The sequence below is a fragment of the Bacillus cereus group sp. N31 genome, from assembly GCF_016483245.1.
Classification (GTDB): domain Bacteria; phylum Bacillota; class Bacilli; order Bacillales; family Bacillaceae_G; genus Bacillus_A; species Bacillus_A toyonensis.
The window spans coordinates 99871-118429 of the sequence record NZ_JAEHCH010000016.1; the positions used below are offsets into that span (position 1 = coordinate 99871).

An 18559-nucleotide genomic window follows, 5' to 3' on the forward strand; every position below is an offset into this window, starting at 1 on the left:
TTAAGTAACCTTAACTTTCGTTAATAGGATATCTCAAAATCCCCGAAAAGAGCACTTGCGGAAACGAGTGCTCTTTTATTTATGTGATAATAGATTTTTATGGGTATTCTATTTGGAATTTTAAACCATAAATATAGAATATAATGTTAAACTTAATGTAGCACTTGTTGAAATTAATAGTTGTGCTGTAATAGAGAATAAAGTACTTGAACGGAGTGTTATTGAATGCAAACAAGAAAAGCTTATTTATATGTATTTCATACGATGTCAGATTGGGAATACGGACATTTAATTGCTGAACTGAATACGGGAAGATATTTCAAAAAAGGTTTAGCGCCTTTAAAAGTAATTACAGTAGGAGTAAATAAAGAAACGGTTATTTCAATGGGAGGCTTGAATATAAAGCCAGATATTTCCCTAGATGAATGTGTGTTTGAGAGTAACGATCTATTAATTTTACCTGGAGGAAATACTTGGAGTGAAAATATACATAAACCTATTTTGCAAAAAGTTGATGAAGCTTTAAAGATGGGCGTAATTGTTGCTGCAATTTGTGGTGCAACTGTAGGGCTTGCAAATTATGAATTCTTAGATGATAGAAAGCATACAAGTAATAGTTTAGATTATATGAAAATGGTTTGCCCGAATTATAATGGAGAAAATTTGTATGAAATGGGACCTGTAGCATCTGACCAAAATCTCATTACTGCATCTGGAGTAGCCCCTCTGGAGTTCGCAATGGAAGTACTGAAAAAATTGGATGTACTTGCGCCGGATACACTTCATTCATGGTATAACTTACATAAGACTCATGAACCTGATTATTTCTTCCAGTTAATGAATTCTCTTAATAATTGAGTAGTTTTATAGTATCTCGAATAGGAACCATGCTTTAGATAGACAACGTCAAAGCATGGTTTTTTTGTTTTGTTTCGTAAATATTTAAATATACAAATTTCGTATAATAAAAATGAGTCCGAGAGAAATATTCTTCTCTTTTTATACGATTATTGCTGAACGACAAAAGTAATAGCATTTGTTTTTAATTGAATGTGTCTTTCATTTCGAACTATATCAAAAGCTAATTCTTTTATTTCAACTTTTACTTCTTTCCATCCTTTATAAATACTTTTTAATAGACGTATCATTTCTTCGGTTGGGAGATTAATTTCAATTAAAGCTTCTAATTCTTCATTCGTTTTTAAATCAATTTCTTGTATGTTAGAGTTAATAATTAAACAATTAATACCGCCGTTTTTTGTCCCTTTTTTCATAGAATGGAGCACGTTTGTTAAATCTTCTTCTGATTTAACATGCTCTAAACTTGATACTGCAACGATATAGTCATAAGTGTTAGGAGGAATATCGTAGTTTTCAATTGCTATTTGTTCCGTTTTTATTACTCCAAATACTCCATGTACTTTGCTATAAACTTGTAACTTTGTTAAAGCAGAATGAAGTAAATCGACACAAGTAACAGTGCCGCTACAATTTTTTATCTTTTGTGCAATTGGAATACTATTTCTTCCAACGCCAGATCCGAGGTCAAGTACTTGCAAGTTGTTTTGTCTTTCGAAATAGTCCATCATGTCCATAACTGTTTTAACTGGTTTGTAAAGCCAAGATCCAGTCTCAAATAGTTTATATTGTTCATAACAAAGGTCATGATATTTCTTTTCTTCTTGTCTTATGTAATCGATACGATTCATATTGTTTCAGCTCCAATATGTTCACTGCAAAATGAATAGGTAGGACAGCCTTTTATATTCGTTTGAATTCGAAAGATACCACCAGCATGTGGGTACTTTTTTAATTCTTCATCCGTCATTCTTGTTCTGGCTGTCGTAACATATAAGTCAGTTGAATTAGGGCCTCCAAATGTACACGACGTTACATATAAGGCAGGAATTGGAACACTTAATATTTGTTCTCCAGTCAAAGGATTCCATCTAGTAATCTTCGAACCACCCCAATGTGCAATCCATAAGCTACCTTCTTCATCGATTGTCATCCCATCAGGTAAACCATCATTTTCAGGAAAAAGGATAACATCAGTTGGATTACTAATTTCTCCAGTACGTATATCATAATGAAAACGAACTACTTTTTTAGTAGGTGTATCAATAAAATAAAGGTATGTATGATCAGGTGACCAAGCGATTCCATTTGATGTATTTACATATGAAACTTTTTTCTCAACGCTCAAATTATTATATAAACAATATAAGGAACCTGCAGCATTTATTCCATTTAAATCAGTAGTACCCGCCCAGAAGCGACCAGCTGGATCACATTTCCCATCATTAAAACGATTTTCTACTAAATGTGGTTCAGGATCATAAATATGTGTCAGTTTTTCTGTTTTCAGGTTAAGAGAGTAAAATCCGTTTTCCATTGCTAAAAGTACTACATCCTCTACATATGGAACAACACAGCCGATTTGCTGATTAAGGGCAATTACCCGGTTTGTATTGTTAGTGGGATTATAGATGCATAATGTTTTCTCCATAATATCAACCCAATATAAAAGTTGCTTTTTTTCATTCCAACATGGTCCTTCAGCTAAAGTTGCTTTAGCATCTAAAACTAATTCTATATTACTAAACAAGATGTTCACCTCGCATTATAAGATATTTATATAATTCGATAAAAATAGAGGTAAACCTTTTAGCGAGAGAATCTTAAGATTTGCAATGTAGAAAACAGACCTTCTCATATTAAAAAAGTGTATAAACACAGAGAGGAAAATGCATATGATGTTTTATGAGGTTGTTTGCTTTTCTTGTAAAAATATATTCCGAGTATATGAAGGTAGTGAACAATATAAGCGGTTTAAAGAGAAATCGAAAGGGATATATTGTTGTGATGAATGTAGCCACAAGATTCAATTAGAAGCGATAAAACATTTTTTTAGATAATTATATGTAATGTATTACCGTTCAGAAAAATTTGACAATAAACGTGTAATAAATTATCATATGTAAAAATCAACATTTAAAATGGCATGGAAGAGAAGAGTAGTTAAGAAAGAATACGTACAGAGAGCTCTGGTAGCTGAGAAAGAGCGGTATACATCTTAATGAAAAAAGACTTGGAGCTGCGCAAGGAACTAATTTATTTAGGGATGATGCGACGGGTTCTCCCGTTATAGAGATAGGGTATAAGCATATTTTGCCGTACCTGAAAAGGTTAATATGGTGACGTATTAACAAACTGAGGTGGTACCGCGAAGCTAATAACTCTCGTCCTCAAGATGAATAATCTTGGGGGTGGGAGTTTTTTTGTTGTATAAAACTGAAAATGTGAAAACAAAAAATAATTGAGGTGAGTGACATATGCATTGGGCGTATGAAGTAGCACATGAATTAATTAGAAAACATCCAAATAAAGAAACTTTTGTTTGTGCATCTGGAATTAGTCCATCTGGTTCTGTTCACATTGGAAACTTCCGTGAAATAGTAACGACTTATTTTGTTGTAAGAGCTCTGCAAAATTTAGGGAAAAAGACTCGTTTTATCTTTTCATGGGATGATTATGACAGGTTTAGAAAAGTTCCTAAAAATATTGATCCATCTTTTGCAAGATACATTGGTATGCCGTACTGTGATATCCCTGATCCGCATGGATGTCATAACTCATATGCAGAGCATTTTGAAAAAGAGTTTGAGAAATCGCTTCAAGCATTTGGGATTGAAGTGGAATTCATATATCAACATGCTGAATATAGAAGCGGAAGGTATAATGGCAATATATTAGAGGCTTTGCATAAAAGAAAAGAAATATATGATATTTTAATGCGTTTTAAAACAGGAGTTCACTTTGAAGAAGATAGAGAAAACTTTTATCCAGTTACGTTATATTGCGAGAGGTGCGGGAAAGATACAACAACGATTACACAATTTGATGAAGTATTAGAAACAGTACGGTATGCATGTGAATGCGGAAATGAAAATGAATTATCGGTAGTAAATACAAATAAAATGAAACTGAATTGGAAAATTGATTGGCCGATGAGATGGATGATAGAGGATGTTATTTTTGAACCAGGCGGAAGAGATCATTCATCGGAAACAGGTAGTTACAATGTATCAAAAGAAATTGTAAGGGAAATATTCAATCGTGAAGCGCCTCATTACGTTGCTTATGATTTCATTGGTCTTAAAGGTAATCATGAAAAAATGTCTAGTTCTTCAGGAAATAGCATTACACCTAGCGACTTATTAAAAGTGTATGTACCAGAAGTAATTCTTTTTATGTTTGCAAAATATAGGCCAGGCGCAGCTTTTCATATTGGCCTTGATGAAGATGTGATCCGAAATTATACAGAGTATGAACGATTGAAAGATAGTTATGAAAATGAAGCACTAAAAAATGAAGATTTATTTGATGCAATTAAACTTTCTAGAGTTGATAACCGATTTAAAGAATATCCAAAGTTTAATCAAGTTGCAAGTACTTTACCACTATTAAATTTTGATTCCTCTATTTTACAAAATATATTAGAGAAAATAGATAGGAGTTATGCATTACCTGAAATGATTGCGATAAGTAATCGTGCAGAGTATTGGATAAGAAATTTTCAATCTGAAAAATTGATTACGGTAAATAAAGAGAAGAATACGGAGTTTTATAACACATTAGAAGATAGACAGAAAAACTGGGTGGAAGAAGTTTGTAAAACACTTCGTTCTAATAAAGAATATTCTAATTTAATGGAGCAACTGTATACGATTTGTCATCATGAAAATAAAAAAATAATGAAAGGAAATCAAAAGCTATTATTCACCATTATATATAGGCTCGTTATGAATCAATCAAGTGGCCCACGTATACCGTTATTAATACATGTGGTAGGCATCAAAAAAATCATCACTTTATTAGATTTCTAATATATAGCTAAAAGCAACGCAAGTACTCAAAGATCTAAGTGCTTGCGTTGTAAATTTTACTACCGTGTATACAGTTTTGGACATTCATCACCACTTGGCTCATAAAAACAATGGCTTTTAAATTGCCCTACAAACGGCTGATTATACCATTCAGGTGGGCAAGCTCCAACTGGACGGAAATACCAAAGAGCCCATCGTGCTGGCCAGCGCCATTCACCTTGTAAAACCTTTCTTGCAATTTCTTTTTCTGACTCACGAGCGCGTTGATAAAAATATCCATATTGTACCGCTTCAAATCCACCGGGGCTTTGATATACAGCATCACGAACGGTACGGAGTTGTTTGAAATCTAAGCAATCGCAAAATACACGATTCACAACAACGCAGCCAACAAGCTGTTCACCTTGTCGGCCTTCTCCTTCAGCTTCAGCACGAATTAAACGAGCTAGTAAATCAACATCGCTTTCGTTATATGGAATAAGGGGCATAGTGATACCACCTTTCTGTTATAGTAAAGAGTGTATGTTATAAAATAAGCTACGTGCTTTTTTACATAAAAATAATATTTGATTTTAATAGGAGTTTGTATAAAAAAAGTTAATTAGTAATAGTAGATAAATAGAAAAGGAGAGAGGTATTATGTATCGAATTCATAAAGATGACATTATTTACGCAATGTCACCAGAAAATAAGCCGTGTATGGAAGTGGAAATTGGGAGCCGTCTTGTATTTGAAACATATGATTGCTTTGAAAACCAAATTGATTCTGAAGATGTTGTGTTCCAAGAATTAGATTGGAACCGAATTAATCCAGCGACTGGGCCTGTATATATTACAGGTGCAGAACCGGATGATATATTGGCCGTAACGATTGAAAAGATTAAAATTGCAGAGCAGGGTGTTTTAACTACAGGTGCGAACCTCGGTGTAATGGGTGAAGTGCTAAATGAAAATACAGTGAAAATCGTCCCAATACATAATAATCATGTTTTGTTTTCAAATGAACTGCAAATTCCGATTAATCCAATGATCGGTGTGATTGGTACTGCACCGAAAGAGGAGAGTATTTCCTGTGGAACACCGCATGACCATGGCGGAAATATGGACTGTAAAGAGATAAAAGAAGGGACAACATTGTTATTACCTGTAAATGTTCCTGGTGCTCTATTAGCATTAGGCGATTTACATGCAGCGATGGGTGATGGTGAAATTGGTGTTAGTGGAGTAGAGGTTGCTGGTGAGGTGACGGTAACAGTTCAGATTATAAAAGGAAAGAAATGGCCACTACCAATGGCTATCCAAAAAGAAAAAGTAATGACGATTGCTTCAGAGAAATTGTTAGACGATGCAGCGAATCGTGCCGTACATAATATGGTGACATTTTTACATGAGGAATTAGAAATGTCTAAAGCAGATGCAACTCTTTTATTATCAGCAGCAGGTAATTTAAAAGTTTGCCAAGTTGTGGATCCACTAAAAACGACGCGGATGGAACTAGGAATGGAATATGCGGAAAAGCTAGGTTTTAATTGGAGTAAATTTAATATTAAATAAGAATACTAGAAGAAGGATGCTGTTTTTTAAAAGTATCCTTTTTTAATTTACGGATGAAATAAAAAGAGGTAGTATTTACTTTGTATAAGTATATTTGAGATTGTGAATTAAAAGGAGTTTAAGAATGGTCAAAATTATGATTGTCGAAGATGATATGAAAATTGCGGAGCTATTATCAACTTATGTTGCGAAATACGGTTACCAAGGAATTGTAATATCGGATTTTCAAAATGTGTTAGACATATTTTTAGAAGAACAACCAGAGTTAGTTTTATTAGATATTAATTTACCAAGCTTTGACGGTTACTATTGGTGTCGTCAAATTCGCGGAGTTTCCACATGTCCAATTTTATTTATCTCGGCCCGTGAAGGTACGATGGATCAGGTTATGGCGTTAGAAAATGGTGGCGATGATTTTATTCCGAAGCCTTTTCATTATGAAGTTGTAATGGCAAAAATTCGTAGCCATTTAAGACGTGCTTACGGTGATTATGCACCGAAACTAGAAGAACGAATGGTTGAGCAACAAGGACTTAGTTTATATCCCGAAAGGCTTGTATTGAAGTTGCGGAATCAAGAGATTGATATAACGAGAAACGAAGCCATTTTATTAGAAATGTTAATGAAAAATTATCCGCGTGTTGTGAGTAGAGAAGTGTTACTTAATAAGTTATGGGATAGTGAATCTTACGTTGATGATAATACATTAAGTGTAAATACAACACGTGTGCGTAAAAAGTTAAAAACATTACATATTGAGGATGCGATTGAAACAATTCGTAGTGTTGGATATAGGTTGCATATTACTTGGGAAAATGGTGTAGAAAAATGATAAGGCTGTTTATACGTGACCATATACCACTTATTTGTTTTACAGTGCTCCAACTACTAGCCATATTCCTCGTATATTGGTTTGATGGACATAATCATATTACAACAGCATTATATGCAATGTTTTTAGGTGCTTTTTTTATGGTAAGCTACTTAATATTTCGTTATTTTACACAGCGTTCTTTTTATGAGCGTTTAGCAAATCCATTGCAATCTTTGGATGAATCCGTTCAAAAATCTGATTTTGCAGTTGTATCTACTGCTCTCCAAGATTTACTTGATGCACAATATCGTCATTATCAAAATCAGCTGCAATTACAAGAAAGAAAAAATAATGATCATTTAACCTTTATGAATCAGTGGATTCATCAAATGAAAACACCTCTATCTGTAATAGAATTAATTACACAGGATGAAGTGGATTCGCGTTTTGAAAGTATTAATGAGGAAACAGATCGCTTGAAAAAGGGATTAGAGATGGCATTATATGTCGCGCGTTTAGAAGCATTTACACAAGATTTTTATGTAGAAAGAGTCCAACTACATAAAGTAGTAAATGATTCCGTGCATGAACATAAACGCTTCTTTATCCGGAATTTTGTATATCCAGAGCTTGAAATTGATAAAGGTATTACTGTAGAAAGTGATGCGAAATGGTTGCAATTTTTAATAGGACAAATTATATCGAATGCGATTAAATACTCATCAGGTAGTAGAGAAAAGATTAAAGTGAAAGCATGTAAGGAAGGTAATACTGTTGTACTTGAAATAGCCGATAGTGGCGTCGGGATACCGAAGCAAGATTTACCAAGAGTATTTAAACCGTTTTTTACAGGAGAAAATGGTAGAGATTTTAAAGAATCAACTGGAATGGGGTTATATCTTGTATATGAAATTACGAAACAATTAGGGCATCGTGTAGAAATTCATTCAGAAGTTGGTAAAGGTACCGTTGTACGAACAACATTTTTTAATGTGTAAAAATGTGATCTAGGCTAAAGAACTTTGGAGTTAAGTTTTTTAGCCTTATTTTATAGCGAGTAAATGAAACGATAATAAATACGACTGTTAAATTAGAAGGATTTAATAATAAGTTAATTGATAGATAATTTTTTGTAAGAAAAAAGCTACCCCTTTGAAAGAGCTAGCTTTATGAATTGTAATTAAGCAAACAAACTTAATAATTTATATCCAATTAAACCTAAAATAATGATAGGAATCACCACTAAAAAAGAAGAAATTCGATTAGCATTAGAGCGTTCCAATACAAGAATCAAGATAATTCCGACTATCACTTCGGTATATCCAACAGGTAACATGTGACTGTAGTCTTCAAAATTTAAAAGAATGTGAAGCCCATCCGTTACAAAAACTCCACTTATAAGTGCGCTTCCGAATTTATGAAGAGGATTTGTAGTATCTTTCCATAGAAAACCTGCAATTCCGAAGATGGTTCCTCCTATACATGCACATACAATCCATACAGATATAAAATAAACAGAGTGAGCTACATTTTTAATAATTATTGCATAACCATAATAGCCTAAAACCATACCTAGCAGCGCAAGTATACCGGAAAGCATGGCTGTACGCTTAGAATAACTAAGACTAGCCACAAAAAAAGATGGAACTAACCAAACACTTCCTAGGTTAGCTAATGAATTCCAATTTCCTGGAAGTATACCTTGACCCAATTTAGTTAGTATACCAACAATAATCCCTACTATAATCGGGATGAGAAAAATCTTTAAAAACATATTTGATTTTGTGATTTTTAATGTCTTGTCCATAAATTCAATCCTTACTTTCATATTTTCTGCAAACTTATAATAGCTTATTAAGGGAAAATAATCAATAAAATTTTATTGAAAAACAATAAAATTTTATTGAATAATAAATGATTCTTTGTTTTTACAATTAGGTGAATACAATATCAAAAACTAGTTACTCAACTAAAATGGTAAATGAAATAATATATGCAAGTAATAAAATTGCTGAAAACATATAATTCAACTTATCATAAGATGCTCTTGAGGATAATATTCACTGTTATACTTGTAATTTAGAATTTTTAATGATTTTCATCTCGTATTTACAATGAAATGATTTATGATAAAAAAGAAAAGGGATTGATATATTTTCTCCTGTTTTTTATTTACGATTTATTAGAAGGAAGGCTTCTTTGCTAGTTGTTAATAATAGGGGGGATTGCAATAGATATTCGGAAAATGAGATATTTTATAACAGTGGCAGAAGAATTAAACTTTAGTCGTGCAGCAGAGCGTCTTATGATGGCACAACCGCCTTTAAGCCAAGAGATTCGTAAATTAGAAGATGAATTAGGGGTTCAACTTTTTTACCGGACAAAGAGAATGGTTGAGCTTACCGATGCCGGGAAAATATTTTTAGAAGGTGCGCGACAAACGCTACTTCAAGTAGATAGAACGATTAAAGAAACACAGCTTGCGGATGAAGGAAAGATAGGACATTTAATAGTTGGGTTTGTCGATTCTACAGAAACCGTTATAAATGTATTAAAAAATTTCGAGAACGGTTTCCTAAAATTCAGCTCATATTACGCGAAATGACAACAGATCAACAAATAAAAGCACTCTATGAAAAACAAATTCATATTGGATTTATTCGTTCCAAGCAGAATAATGAAATTTTAACTTCCGAAGTTTGTTCTGTAGAATATTTAAAATTGGTTTTGCATGAAGAGCACCCTTTCGTTATGTTACGTAACATTCCAATTAAATCATTAGTGGATGAACCATTTATTTTATTTCCACGTCATTTTGGTACAAACTTTTATGATGTAATTATTAGTTACTTTTGGGAACATGGAGTAAGTTTAAATATTGTTCAAGAAGCGATTCAAATGCAAACGATTGTGAATTTAGTTGCAGCAGGAATGGGGATTTCTGTCGTTCCATCATCAGTGGAAAGTTATAAAAAACCGGGGGTTACATATAAAGAAATTCAAGAAAATACCCCGAAAATAAATTTATATGCTGGATGGAGACTAGATGAACAGTCCGTTGTGTTAGAGAACTTTTTAACAGTTGTTAGAGAGGTTTATACAACTTCACAATGTGAATGTAAAAGATAATAACCCACCTGTATAGGAGGGTCGGTGTAGATTTGAAATGGAAAGCTTCTTTATAGGTAGAACAAAAAGGTGTTTTAACCTGTTTTGCTCGGATCATACTCAATGAAATCTTTTAGTACACCATCAATTTGATCCATAATTTCAGGTTGTAATTTAACGCTAGAAGCAATTACGTTTTCTCTTATTTGCTCTGGATTTGATGCACCAATAATTGCAGAGGAAACAGCTGGATTTTGTAATACCCAAGTAACTGCAAGTTGAGGTAAGGTAAGATTAGTTTCTTGTGCGATGGGATTAAGTTTCTGAATTGCATTGAGTACATCATCGCTCATCCAGCGTTGCACGAGTTTTTGGAAAAATGGTTTACCAGCATCAGAGTTAGCACGTGATTGATTCGGCAATGGTTTACCAGGTTGATATTTTCCTGTGAGAATACCTTGTGCAAGGGGAGACCAAACAACTTGACCAAGTCCCTCACGTTGACATGTTGGTATTACATCAGTTTCAATAACTCGCCACAACATCGAATATTGAGGTTGGCTAGCGATAAGTGGAATGCTTAATTCTCGTGCAAGTGCTGCACCACGGGTGATTTGTTCTGATGTCCACTCACTTATGCCTAAGTAAAGGACTTTACCTTGTCTTACAAGATCAGCAAAAGCTAACATCGTTTCTTCAAGGGGAGTTGTTGTATCAAATCTATGTGCATAATAGACATCAATGTAGTCTGTCTGCAACCGTTTTAATGATGCATTACAATTTTCAATAATATGTTTTCGCGACAATCCACGATCATTTTTTCCAGGTCCGGTCGGATGACATACTTTTGTACATAGTTCTATACTTTCTCTCCGTATGCCTTTTAAAGACCGGCCTAGTATTTCTTCGGCTATCGTGTCCGAATAAACATCAGCAGTATCAAACGTTGTAATTCCGACATCTAGTGCGGTTTTCACACAATTATTTGCAGTATCTACATTTACCTTTCCGCCATGGTTTATCCAGTTCCCGTATGCAATCTTACTTACTGTTAACCCACTGTTTCCGAGTTTGCTAAATTCCATTGTAGAATCCCCCTTAAAAATGATACCTTTATTATAAGAACTGAAATTTAGTATGTATAATATATGATTTATGATGAATTTATATAAAAATTATATAAGAGGGGGATGTTTAGAATTTTATTACTAGGGGAATCTAATGCAAGTAGTACAACAAATGTGGTGTATGCTTGTTCAATATGAAGTTTAGAATTGATAAATAGACCTTAAAGAAAGCAATCTTTTTAAAAGCACATATAATTACATTTACTCATACAGTACTATTATGGTACAATATGGTTACTAACGACGGAAAGGAATGATGGGTGGACGATGATTAACTAATCTTATTTTTAAATGTTGAAATTAAATAAATTTCAATTTGTAAAAAATAGGATTAGTCTGCCCAATTCCATTCAACGGTATTGCTATTTGATTTGCGTAATAGCTTATTTGGGTATAAATAATGTAATGACTAATCCTGCCAAAATTACTTTGGGAGGATTTTTTTGTTCTCCCTTTATGAAAGGGATCGGTAATATGAAAGAGCTTTTAAAATTAAATGATGTGTATGTTGATATAAAGGAAAATGCTTTGTTAGAAAAAATGAATGTAGTAGTAAAACAAGGGGATGTAATCGGATTAATCGGTAAAAATGGTGCTGGTAAATCAACGTTACTTCAATTAATAATTGGGAAGATTGAGCCATCAAAAGGAATTGTTGAGTGGCAGCAAATGAATATGACAACAGCATATGTTGAACAAGAAATAGAATCTTTTATTAGTAAGGATGTGATTGCAAAAGAAGCAGAGCTTCTTGCAAAATGGGGCGTGCCAACGAACGATTTTCATACTTTAAGTGGTGGTGAAAAGCTGAAAGTTCGCTTAGCAAAAGGATTTGCGAAAAATCCTAATGTCTTAATATTAGACGAACCGACAAATCATTTAGATGAGATGAGTACGGAATTTCTCATTAAACAAATAAAAAATATGAAAGGTACAGTTATCGTTGTATCGCATGATCGATATTTTTTAGATGTTGTCGCAACAAAAATATGGTCAATTGAGGATAAAAAATTAATTGAGCATAGCGGTAATTATACGAGTTATATGAAAGCACGTGAGCAAAAAAGACTGAAGCAACAACGTGAATATGAAAAGCAGCAAAAAAAGATTGAACAAGTAGAAACACATATAAAAGAATTAAGTTCATGGTCACAAAAGGCACACGCACAGTCTACAAAACAAGAAGGTGTTAAAGAATTTTATCGTGTAAAAGCGAAGCGAATGGATGCGCAAGTTAAGTCAAAACGAAAACGTCTCGAAAAAGAGCTAGAGAAAACGAAAGTAGAACGTGTGAAAGAGGAGTACGCAGTTGAGTTCTCTATTCAAGCGAGTAAAAAAGTAGGAAAACGCTTTTTAGAAGTAAAACAATTAAAAAAAGACTTTCATGGAAAAATATTATTTGAAAACGTTAATTTTACAATTCAGCACGGTGAGAAGGTTGCGATTGTTGGACCAAACGGTAGTGGGAAAACAACATTACTAAAGATGATTATGGGAACGGAAACTGTGGAAGGAGAAGTATGGGTTTCACCATCTGCAAACATCGGTTATTTAACACAAGAAGTATTTGATTTACCACTTGATAAAACGCCAGAAGATTTATTTTTTAAAGATTCATTTGAAGAAAGAGGGAAAGTCCAAAATTTAATGAAACATTTAGGGTTCCAAGCTTCTCAATGGAAAGAGCCGATTGAACATATGAGCATGGGAGAACGAGTGAAATGTAAGTTAATGGCTTATATTTTAGATGAAAAAGACGTACTCATTTTAGATGAACCGACAAATCACCTTGATCTGCCTTCACGTGAACAGCTTGAAAATACATTAGCGGAGTATAATGGAACACTAGTTATCGTTTCTCACGATCGATATTTTCTAGAGAAAACAACTAACACAAAACTCGTGTTTTCAAATCATACGATACAAAAACAGCTAGAAGAACCTCCTAAAACAAGAGATGAAATTGAAGAGTTACGTTTAACGTTAGAAACAGAGAGACAAGAAGTATTAGGAAAATTAAGCTTTTTAACTTCTAATGATAAAGAATATAAAGAACTTGATGAACGATTTATAGAACTTACGAAACAGATTAAGGCGCTATAATTATTTAGGGGGATTAACATGGGAGCAGAGAGTTCAACTAAGTTATTTAGAATAGACTGTGGAGATATATATCTACAAGAGTTTACTATGAAAGATGCTGAGAGTATTTATAAAATATCGAATCAACCGGAAATAGAAAAATTTTTGCCAGACTGGAAATCAACGAAAGAACAGAGGGTTAATTGGATTATCAATGATGAAATACCAGCAAATAAAGCATTTCTTGAGGCAGTGAAAACTACGAATAACATAGATAATCATATGTTAAAGCTAGGAATATTTAAGCAAGCTACAAATGAATTCATTGGATGGTGCTGCACAGGTATTAAAGAAGAACTCCCTTCACCAAACAGAGAGATAATGTATGCTATCTCAAGTGAATATCAAAATAATGGCTATGCTACAAAAGCGACTAAAGGCTTAATTGACTATTTGTTTAAAAAAACAAATGTAAATGTCCTCAACGCAATTGCTTTAATTAAAAATGTACCATCAAATAAAGTTATTGAAAAATGCGGATTTATTTATATGAGCCAACAGACGATAGAAAATCGACTATTTAATCATTATGTATTGAGTAAATCAGAGTGGATAAAAAATATAGCTCTTTGAAGGGAGCTATATTGCATATGAAATCAGTAAAAAAGCTTAGAGCTAAAACTCTGAGCTTTTTTTCGTACTATATGATAACTTGTTATTCATTGTTTTGAAGTTGTATAGTTATTCTTTATAATATATTGCATGTTGCTAATAAAGAATACAAGGTGTTTCAGCGACTAGAAGTAAGAAGCATTGTATTCCATACCACTATACAAATATTATAAGATAGATATACGTTGATTATATATTGGAAATAGATTTGTTATCAGTTTTTTTAGAAATCTTACAAGCGTGTAAGATAAATGAAAGATGAATCAATATGTGCTATAAGACAATTCATTTACACTTTATAGTGAGCAGTGGAAATGAAGGGAGAATATAAATGGAAATTTTACATGCAAAAAGTATTAGTAAAGTATATAAAGGGAAAATACCTTTTAAAGCATTGGTAGATATTGATTTATCAATTCAAGAAGGTGAATTTGTAGGAATTATGGGACCATCAGGTAGCGGGAAAACAACATTATTAAATATGGTATCTACTATTGATTCTCCTACATCGGGAGAAATATTAATAAATGGTACAAATCCTTTTCAGTTATCATCAGACAGTTTAGCTTTATTTCGTAGGAAACAATTAGGATTTGTTTTTCAATCATTTAATTTACTTAGCACACTTACAGTGAAAGAAAACATTGTATTGCCGATGACACTAGATGGTGTATCTGTACAAGAAATGAACAAACGAGTGGAAGATATTGCAGAGAAATTAAATATTGCAGATATATTGAGTAAAAGAACGTTTGAAATATCAGGGGGGCAAGCTCAAAGAACTGCAATCGCTCGTGCTATCGTTCATAAACCACAATTATTACTTGCAGATGAACCAACAGGGAATTTAGACTCTAAATCTTCAAATGATGTAATGGAGATGCTAGATACTCTTAATAAAGAAGAAAAAGCAACGATGATGTTAGTTACACATGATCCGTATGCAGCGAGCTTTTGCAGCAGAGTTATATTTATTAAAGATGGTCAATTATATAATGAAATTTATTGTGGTGAAAGCAGGCAAGCCTTTTATCAAAAGATTATGGATGTCCTTTCTTTGTTAGGAGGGAAAAGGCATGACTTTTCGTCAGTTCGCGTTTAATAATATTTTTCGTAATAAGCGTACATATGCTGCTCATTTTTTAAGTTGTACATTTTCTATTATGATTTTCTTTACGTATGCCCTTTTGTTATTTCATCCTGATTTACAAGGGGAGTTGAAATCGACAAGTGCAACAATAAGTGCATTTGGTACATTAGGATTTACAGTTTCGCAAGGCTTGATATTTGTTTTTTCATTTTTCTTTATTCTATATTCAGTAAGTTCATTTTTAAAAACGCGTAAGAAAGAATTTGGCATTCTAATGATGCAAGGTATGTCAATGAGGCAGCTAAAGAAATTATTATTAATTGAAAATATGTTAATTGGACTTGGGTCAATTTGTATAGGTATTTTCATCGGTCTCATATTTTCTAAACTAGTATTATTGATTAGTGCAAGTGTATTAATGATTAGTAATGGCTTACCTTTTTATATACCAGTGAAGGCCGTACTATTAACAGTCATCACATTTCTTTTCTTATTTTTAATCGTTTCGCTTGTTACTTTTAAAATGATAAAAGTAACGGAACTTGTGGAACTTATTCAAGCAGAGGAAAAGCCAAAGACTGAACCAAAATTTTCCATTTTATTATCGCTACTTTCTTTAATTAGTATAGGCTATGGATATATTTCAGTATTTCGCTTTATCCCAAGTATTAATTTTATTACGCTCGGAATAGGTGTACTTCTAGTCATTTTTGGAACGTACTTTTTATATACACAGTGTAGCGTGTATATATTGTATCTTGCTAAAAGGAGAGAATCTTTCTTTTTAAAGAGAACAAATATATTAACATTTTCAGAATTGATTTACCGTATGAAAGATAATGCAGTGATGTTTTTTATAGTATCTATTATTTCAGCAGTTGCATTTACAGCAATAGGTACAACAGCCGCTCTTGGTAATAGGAATTTAGTGTGGATGACAAACCCATATACATTTCTGTATGAAAGCTCTGAAAACAACAAATTAGTAGATAAACATCTCTCTATTGTAAAAAAACATCTCTCTGATGCAAATATTCCGTACCGAATGGCTTTATCTTCAAGTAAATTTACAGAAAGTAACGTAAATGTATTGAAATTAAGTGAATATAACGAACTTACGAGAGCACTAGGGTACCAACAAGAAACAATTGAAAAAGAAGATGAAATTTTACTAATTCCTGGGAGGGTGTCACAAAAACAAGAATTTAAAAATGGTGACTATAAAAAAAATATTGAAGTTATTCAAGGTGATTGGACAAAGACATTTCGTGTGAAAAAAACTGTGGGGGATTTAGTTTTACCACATGATTCTAGTAGTATTTATATTGCTGTTCAAGATCATGTGTATGATGAAATTCCTCTGACGAGTAATCCAAAAGATGAAAATATTCAACATCGTACTTATGGATTTGTTGTAGATGATTGGATAAAAACGAAAGAGATTTCAAATCAATTAAAGAGTATACTCGATAAAGATCTTAGGGACAGAGATTTCTACTTTGAAGCTTTAACATTAAACTTGTTGGAGGCAAAGCAAAAGAATGGTTTATTACTTATGGCAAGTGTTTTAGTCGGAATCGTTTTCTTTACATTTGCTGCTAGTTTTATTTATTTCCGATTATATACTGATTTGGACCGTGATCAACAACAATATAAAATGATTTCGAAAATGGGATTAAGTAAACGAGAGTTAAAAAAAGTTGTAACGAGACAGTTAGTATTAATGTTCTTCTTACCGATTGTTGTTGCGGTGATTCATACTGTAGTTGCGTATACGGCACTGCAACAATTAGTCAGTTTTTCTATTTTAAATAGCTCGATCGTTATTTTAATTTCATTTATATGTATACAAGTTTTATATTTCTTTATCACTCGTTGGCGTTACCTACAAAAGCTTTATAAGACTATGGAGCAATAGAGGATATTAACTAATAAAATTACAGAAAAGCATGTAAAAAATGATATGAATTATGAAAGGAACTGTGATGAAAAGAATTTTAACTGTTTTTATGTTAACTATAATAATTTTAATAAGCTTTAGTGCATGTTCTAAAAAGGACAACGCATTTCCTGCAAACGGTGTATTAATTATTGGAGATGATAATAATATTTTACCAATTATTAATCGTTATCAGGAAATTACGAAAGAAAATGAAGTGTTTTCTGTGAAAAAAAGTGAAGTTGGAAATGGACATGTATTAATTATAAATGAATCTACAGCACAAGCATTGATTAAAGAAAAAGTTTTTCGTAAACGAGATAATGACTCCGATTATATTATAGATACGTTACCGAAATTCCCAAAAGAGGGATCGTTACTGTTTACAAGTGAAGACGAAAAGACTATGAAAAGTATTAAAATAGAAGGAAAAGAGATTCCTGTAACATACGATAGTGACGCTTGGATAGGTAACAATCGTAAATATCCAACGCAATCGTATGTGATCGTAGCAAAAAATAGCGTATATAAGGAAATAAAAGCAAATGAAACGAAAATGCATCTTCTTCAATTAAAGAAATCTCTAGGTGACGAAAGACCTAAAATGTCGACAGATAATACAATGGTTAATGAAAATGTCAAAGTAAAAAAGCTAATTAAAGGTTTGGAAGGAGAAGTATCTTTTCAGTTTGTAACGATTGGAGAAAAATCTTAAAAAAGAGTTCGAGGTTGATAGAAACTATATCAACCTCGAACTCTTTTTAGTTATAGGTCATTTAGATTACATTACTTCATTTAATCGAGTCTCGTTTGTTTCCTCGATCACATTTGTGTTTTGAACCGAATTACTTTGAGCTTCTTTTTCTTTACGAGACTTTTGTAGCATTTCAAGGATGATCCATATTGGAACACCTTTATCCTTTAGCATCTTCCATAAATCTAATTCGTTAAATTTATGCTCAGGCTGTTTCATTTCTTTTTCAGATGAACGAATATCGAACTTGATAGGATCATTTGCTTTCTTACCTTCAAGTTTAGTAGAAGAGATAGTATTATGCTCAAGGTTAGATGGAGTTATTTTAGTAGGTTGAGCTAATGTATGAATGTTTGATCCGATTTGCATGCTTTTTCCTCCTTTTCAAGCAATAAAATTAGTTTTCTTATGATTTTTAAATCCACGTAACATGAGGAAACCACATTCAATTATAAATTCAAATAATAAGATTTACAAGTTATATTGTGAAAAGTAAATGTTTACTTGAATTAATATTTATCAACATTTGT

General features: G+C 32.7%; 17 protein-coding genes, 1 pseudogene and 1 other annotated feature. Of the genes and pseudogenes, 12 read left to right on the forward strand and 6 right to left on the reverse strand.

From position 1 onward, the window contains the following. The first annotated feature begins 225 nt into the window (after positions 1-225). Positions 226-858 (forward strand): type 1 glutamine amidotransferase family protein, encoded by a 633-nt coding sequence (locus tag JDS81_RS19295; protein ID WP_001194788.1) that lies wholly within the window; start codon positions 226-228, stop codon positions 856-858. Positions 859-1007: 149 nt separating this feature from the next. Here the strand turns inward: JDS81_RS19295 and JDS81_RS19300 are convergent, their stop codons facing one another. Next, on the reverse strand, positions 1008-1709 hold the full coding sequence (locus JDS81_RS19300; RefSeq protein ID WP_001079473.1) for a class I SAM-dependent methyltransferase: 702 nt from the start codon (positions 1707-1709) through the stop codon (positions 1008-1010). Then, on the reverse strand, positions 1706-2608 hold the full coding sequence (locus JDS81_RS19305) for an SMP-30/gluconolactonase/LRE family protein (RefSeq protein WP_142311485.1): 903 nt from the start codon (positions 2606-2608) through the stop codon (positions 1706-1708). Before JDS81_RS19305 ends, JDS81_RS19300 begins: the two co-directional genes overlap by 4 nt. Before the next feature lie 139 nt (positions 2609-2747). Between JDS81_RS19305 and JDS81_RS19310 the strand changes: the two genes are divergently transcribed. Further along, positions 2748-2918, forward strand: coding sequence for a DUF2197 domain-containing protein (locus tag JDS81_RS19310; RefSeq protein WP_044810524.1), 171 nt, complete (start codon positions 2748-2750; stop codon positions 2916-2918). Positions 2919-2996: 78 nt separating this feature from the next. Then, positions 2997-3253: a binding site (T-box leader), on the forward strand. A gap of 82 nt (positions 3254-3335) precedes the next feature. After that, positions 3336-4889: a lysine--tRNA ligase gene (gene lysS / locus JDS81_RS19315; protein WP_097952744.1), complete on the forward strand. Its 1554-nt coding sequence runs from the start codon at positions 3336-3338 to the stop codon at positions 4887-4889. Positions 4890-4948: 59 nt separating this feature from the next. Here the strand turns inward: lysS and JDS81_RS19320 are convergent, their stop codons facing one another. After that, positions 4949-5377 (reverse strand): cell wall hydrolase, encoded by a 429-nt coding sequence (locus JDS81_RS19320; protein WP_001128414.1) that lies wholly within the window; start codon positions 5375-5377, stop codon positions 4949-4951. 151 nt (positions 5378-5528) lie between these two features. On the opposite strand from JDS81_RS19320, the gene JDS81_RS19325 reads away from it, so the two are divergent. The 3 genes from JDS81_RS19325 to JDS81_RS19335 all read left to right on the forward strand — a co-directional run bounded on the left by JDS81_RS19325 (position 5529) and on the right by JDS81_RS19335 (position 8255). After that, positions 5529-6443 (forward strand): acetamidase/formamidase family protein, encoded by a 915-nt coding sequence (locus JDS81_RS19325; protein ID WP_097952742.1) that lies wholly within the window; start codon positions 5529-5531, stop codon positions 6441-6443. A 124-nt stretch (positions 6444-6567) separates the two neighbouring features. Then, positions 6568-7275, forward strand: a complete 708-nt coding sequence (locus JDS81_RS19330; RefSeq protein WP_000239006.1) for a response regulator transcription factor — start codon at positions 6568-6570, stop codon at positions 7273-7275. Beyond that, the gene (locus JDS81_RS19335; RefSeq protein ID WP_097952740.1) at positions 7272-8255 is read left to right on the forward strand and encodes a sensor histidine kinase; all 984 of its coding nucleotides are present in this window, start codon (positions 7272-7274) and stop codon (positions 8253-8255) included. Before JDS81_RS19330 ends, JDS81_RS19335 begins: the two co-directional genes overlap by 4 nt. A 182-nt stretch (positions 8256-8437) precedes the next feature. On the opposite strand, the gene JDS81_RS19340 is transcribed toward JDS81_RS19335, so the two are convergent. Further along, positions 8438-9064: a DUF6518 family protein gene (locus tag JDS81_RS19340; RefSeq protein ID WP_097952738.1), complete on the reverse strand. Its 627-nt coding sequence runs from the start codon at positions 9062-9064 to the stop codon at positions 8438-8440. 423 nt (positions 9065-9487) lie between these two features. Between JDS81_RS19340 and JDS81_RS19345 the strand changes: the two are divergent. Beyond that, positions 9488-10386: pseudogene (locus tag JDS81_RS19345) on the forward strand (LysR substrate-binding domain-containing protein). Positions 10387-10460: 74 nt separating this feature from the next. Here JDS81_RS19345 and JDS81_RS19350 read toward each other — a convergent pair. Then, a complete protein-coding gene (locus tag JDS81_RS19350; protein ID WP_097952736.1) occupies positions 10461-11450 on the reverse strand; it encodes an aldo/keto reductase family protein in 990 nt (329 codons plus the stop codon). Positions 11451-11966: 516 nt separating this feature from the next. Between JDS81_RS19350 and abc-f the strand changes: the two genes are divergently transcribed. From abc-f to JDS81_RS19375, 5 genes are all read left to right on the forward strand, one after another. Next, on the forward strand, positions 11967-13595 hold the full coding sequence (gene abc-f, locus JDS81_RS19355; protein ID WP_097952859.1) for a ribosomal protection-like ABC-F family protein: 1629 nt from the start codon (positions 11967-11969) through the stop codon (positions 13593-13595). Between the two features lie 18 nt (positions 13596-13613). Further along, entirely contained in the window at positions 13614-14207 is a 594-nt protein-coding gene (locus JDS81_RS19360; protein ID WP_000500622.1) for a GNAT family N-acetyltransferase, read from the forward strand. A 370-nt stretch (positions 14208-14577) separates the two neighbouring features. Then, entirely contained in the window at positions 14578-15348 is a 771-nt protein-coding gene (locus JDS81_RS19365; RefSeq protein WP_000404264.1) for an ABC transporter ATP-binding protein, read from the forward strand. Then, on the forward strand, positions 15323-17254 hold the full coding sequence (locus tag JDS81_RS19370; RefSeq protein WP_097952734.1) for an ABC transporter permease: 1932 nt from the start codon (positions 15323-15325) through the stop codon (positions 17252-17254). Before JDS81_RS19365 ends, JDS81_RS19370 begins: the two co-directional genes overlap by 26 nt. 67 nt (positions 17255-17321) lie before the next feature. Next, entirely contained in the window at positions 17322-17990 is a 669-nt protein-coding gene (locus JDS81_RS19375) for a lipoprotein BA_5634 family protein (RefSeq protein WP_097952732.1), read from the forward strand. Positions 17991-18056: 66 nt separating this feature from the next. Here the strand turns inward: JDS81_RS19375 and JDS81_RS19380 are convergent, their stop codons facing one another. Next, entirely contained in the window at positions 18057-18398 is a 342-nt protein-coding gene (locus tag JDS81_RS19380; RefSeq protein WP_097952730.1) for a DUF3914 domain-containing protein, read from the reverse strand. Positions 18399-18559 lie beyond the last annotated feature (161 nt).

Bases quoted from the DNA above. Each gene is read 5' to 3' on its own strand.
- JDS81_RS19295 (WP_001194788.1), top strand. From the start codon at position 226: ATGCAAACAAGAAAAGCTTATTTATATGTATTTCATACGATGTCAGAT.
- JDS81_RS19300 (WP_001079473.1), bottom strand. From the start codon at position 1,709: ATGAATCGTATCGATTACATAAGACAAGAAGAAAAGAAATATCATGAC.
- JDS81_RS19310 (WP_044810524.1), top strand. From the start codon at position 2,748: ATGCATATGATGTTTTATGAGGTTGTTTGCTTTTCTTGTAAAAATATA.
- lysS (WP_097952744.1), top strand. From the start codon at position 3,336: ATGCATTGGGCGTATGAAGTAGCACATGAATTAATTAGAAAACATCCA.
- JDS81_RS19320 (WP_001128414.1), bottom strand. From the start codon at position 5,377: ATGCCCCTTATTCCATATAACGAAAGCGATGTTGATTTACTAGCTCGT.
- JDS81_RS19325 (WP_097952742.1), top strand. From the start codon at position 5,529: ATGTATCGAATTCATAAAGATGACATTATTTACGCAATGTCACCAGAA.
- JDS81_RS19330 (WP_000239006.1), top strand. From the start codon at position 6,568: ATGGTCAAAATTATGATTGTCGAAGATGATATGAAAATTGCGGAGCTA.
- JDS81_RS19335 (WP_097952740.1), top strand. From the start codon at position 7,272: ATGATAAGGCTGTTTATACGTGACCATATACCACTTATTTGTTTTACA.
- JDS81_RS19340 (WP_097952738.1), bottom strand. From the start codon at position 9,064: ATGGACAAGACATTAAAAATCACAAAATCAAATATGTTTTTAAAGATT.
- JDS81_RS19350 (WP_097952736.1), bottom strand. From the start codon at position 11,450: ATGGAATTTAGCAAACTCGGAAACAGTGGGTTAACAGTAAGTAAGATT.
- abc-f (WP_097952859.1), top strand. From the start codon at position 11,967: ATGAAAGAGCTTTTAAAATTAAATGATGTGTATGTTGATATAAAGGAA.
- JDS81_RS19360 (WP_000500622.1), top strand. From the start codon at position 13,614: ATGGGAGCAGAGAGTTCAACTAAGTTATTTAGAATAGACTGTGGAGAT.
- JDS81_RS19365 (WP_000404264.1), top strand. From the start codon at position 14,578: ATGGAAATTTTACATGCAAAAAGTATTAGTAAAGTATATAAAGGGAAA.
- JDS81_RS19370 (WP_097952734.1), top strand. From the start codon at position 15,323: ATGACTTTTCGTCAGTTCGCGTTTAATAATATTTTTCGTAATAAGCGT.
- JDS81_RS19375 (WP_097952732.1), top strand. From the start codon at position 17,322: ATGAAAAGAATTTTAACTGTTTTTATGTTAACTATAATAATTTTAATA.
- JDS81_RS19380 (WP_097952730.1), bottom strand. From the start codon at position 18,398: ATGCAAATCGGATCAAACATTCATACATTAGCTCAACCTACTAAAATA.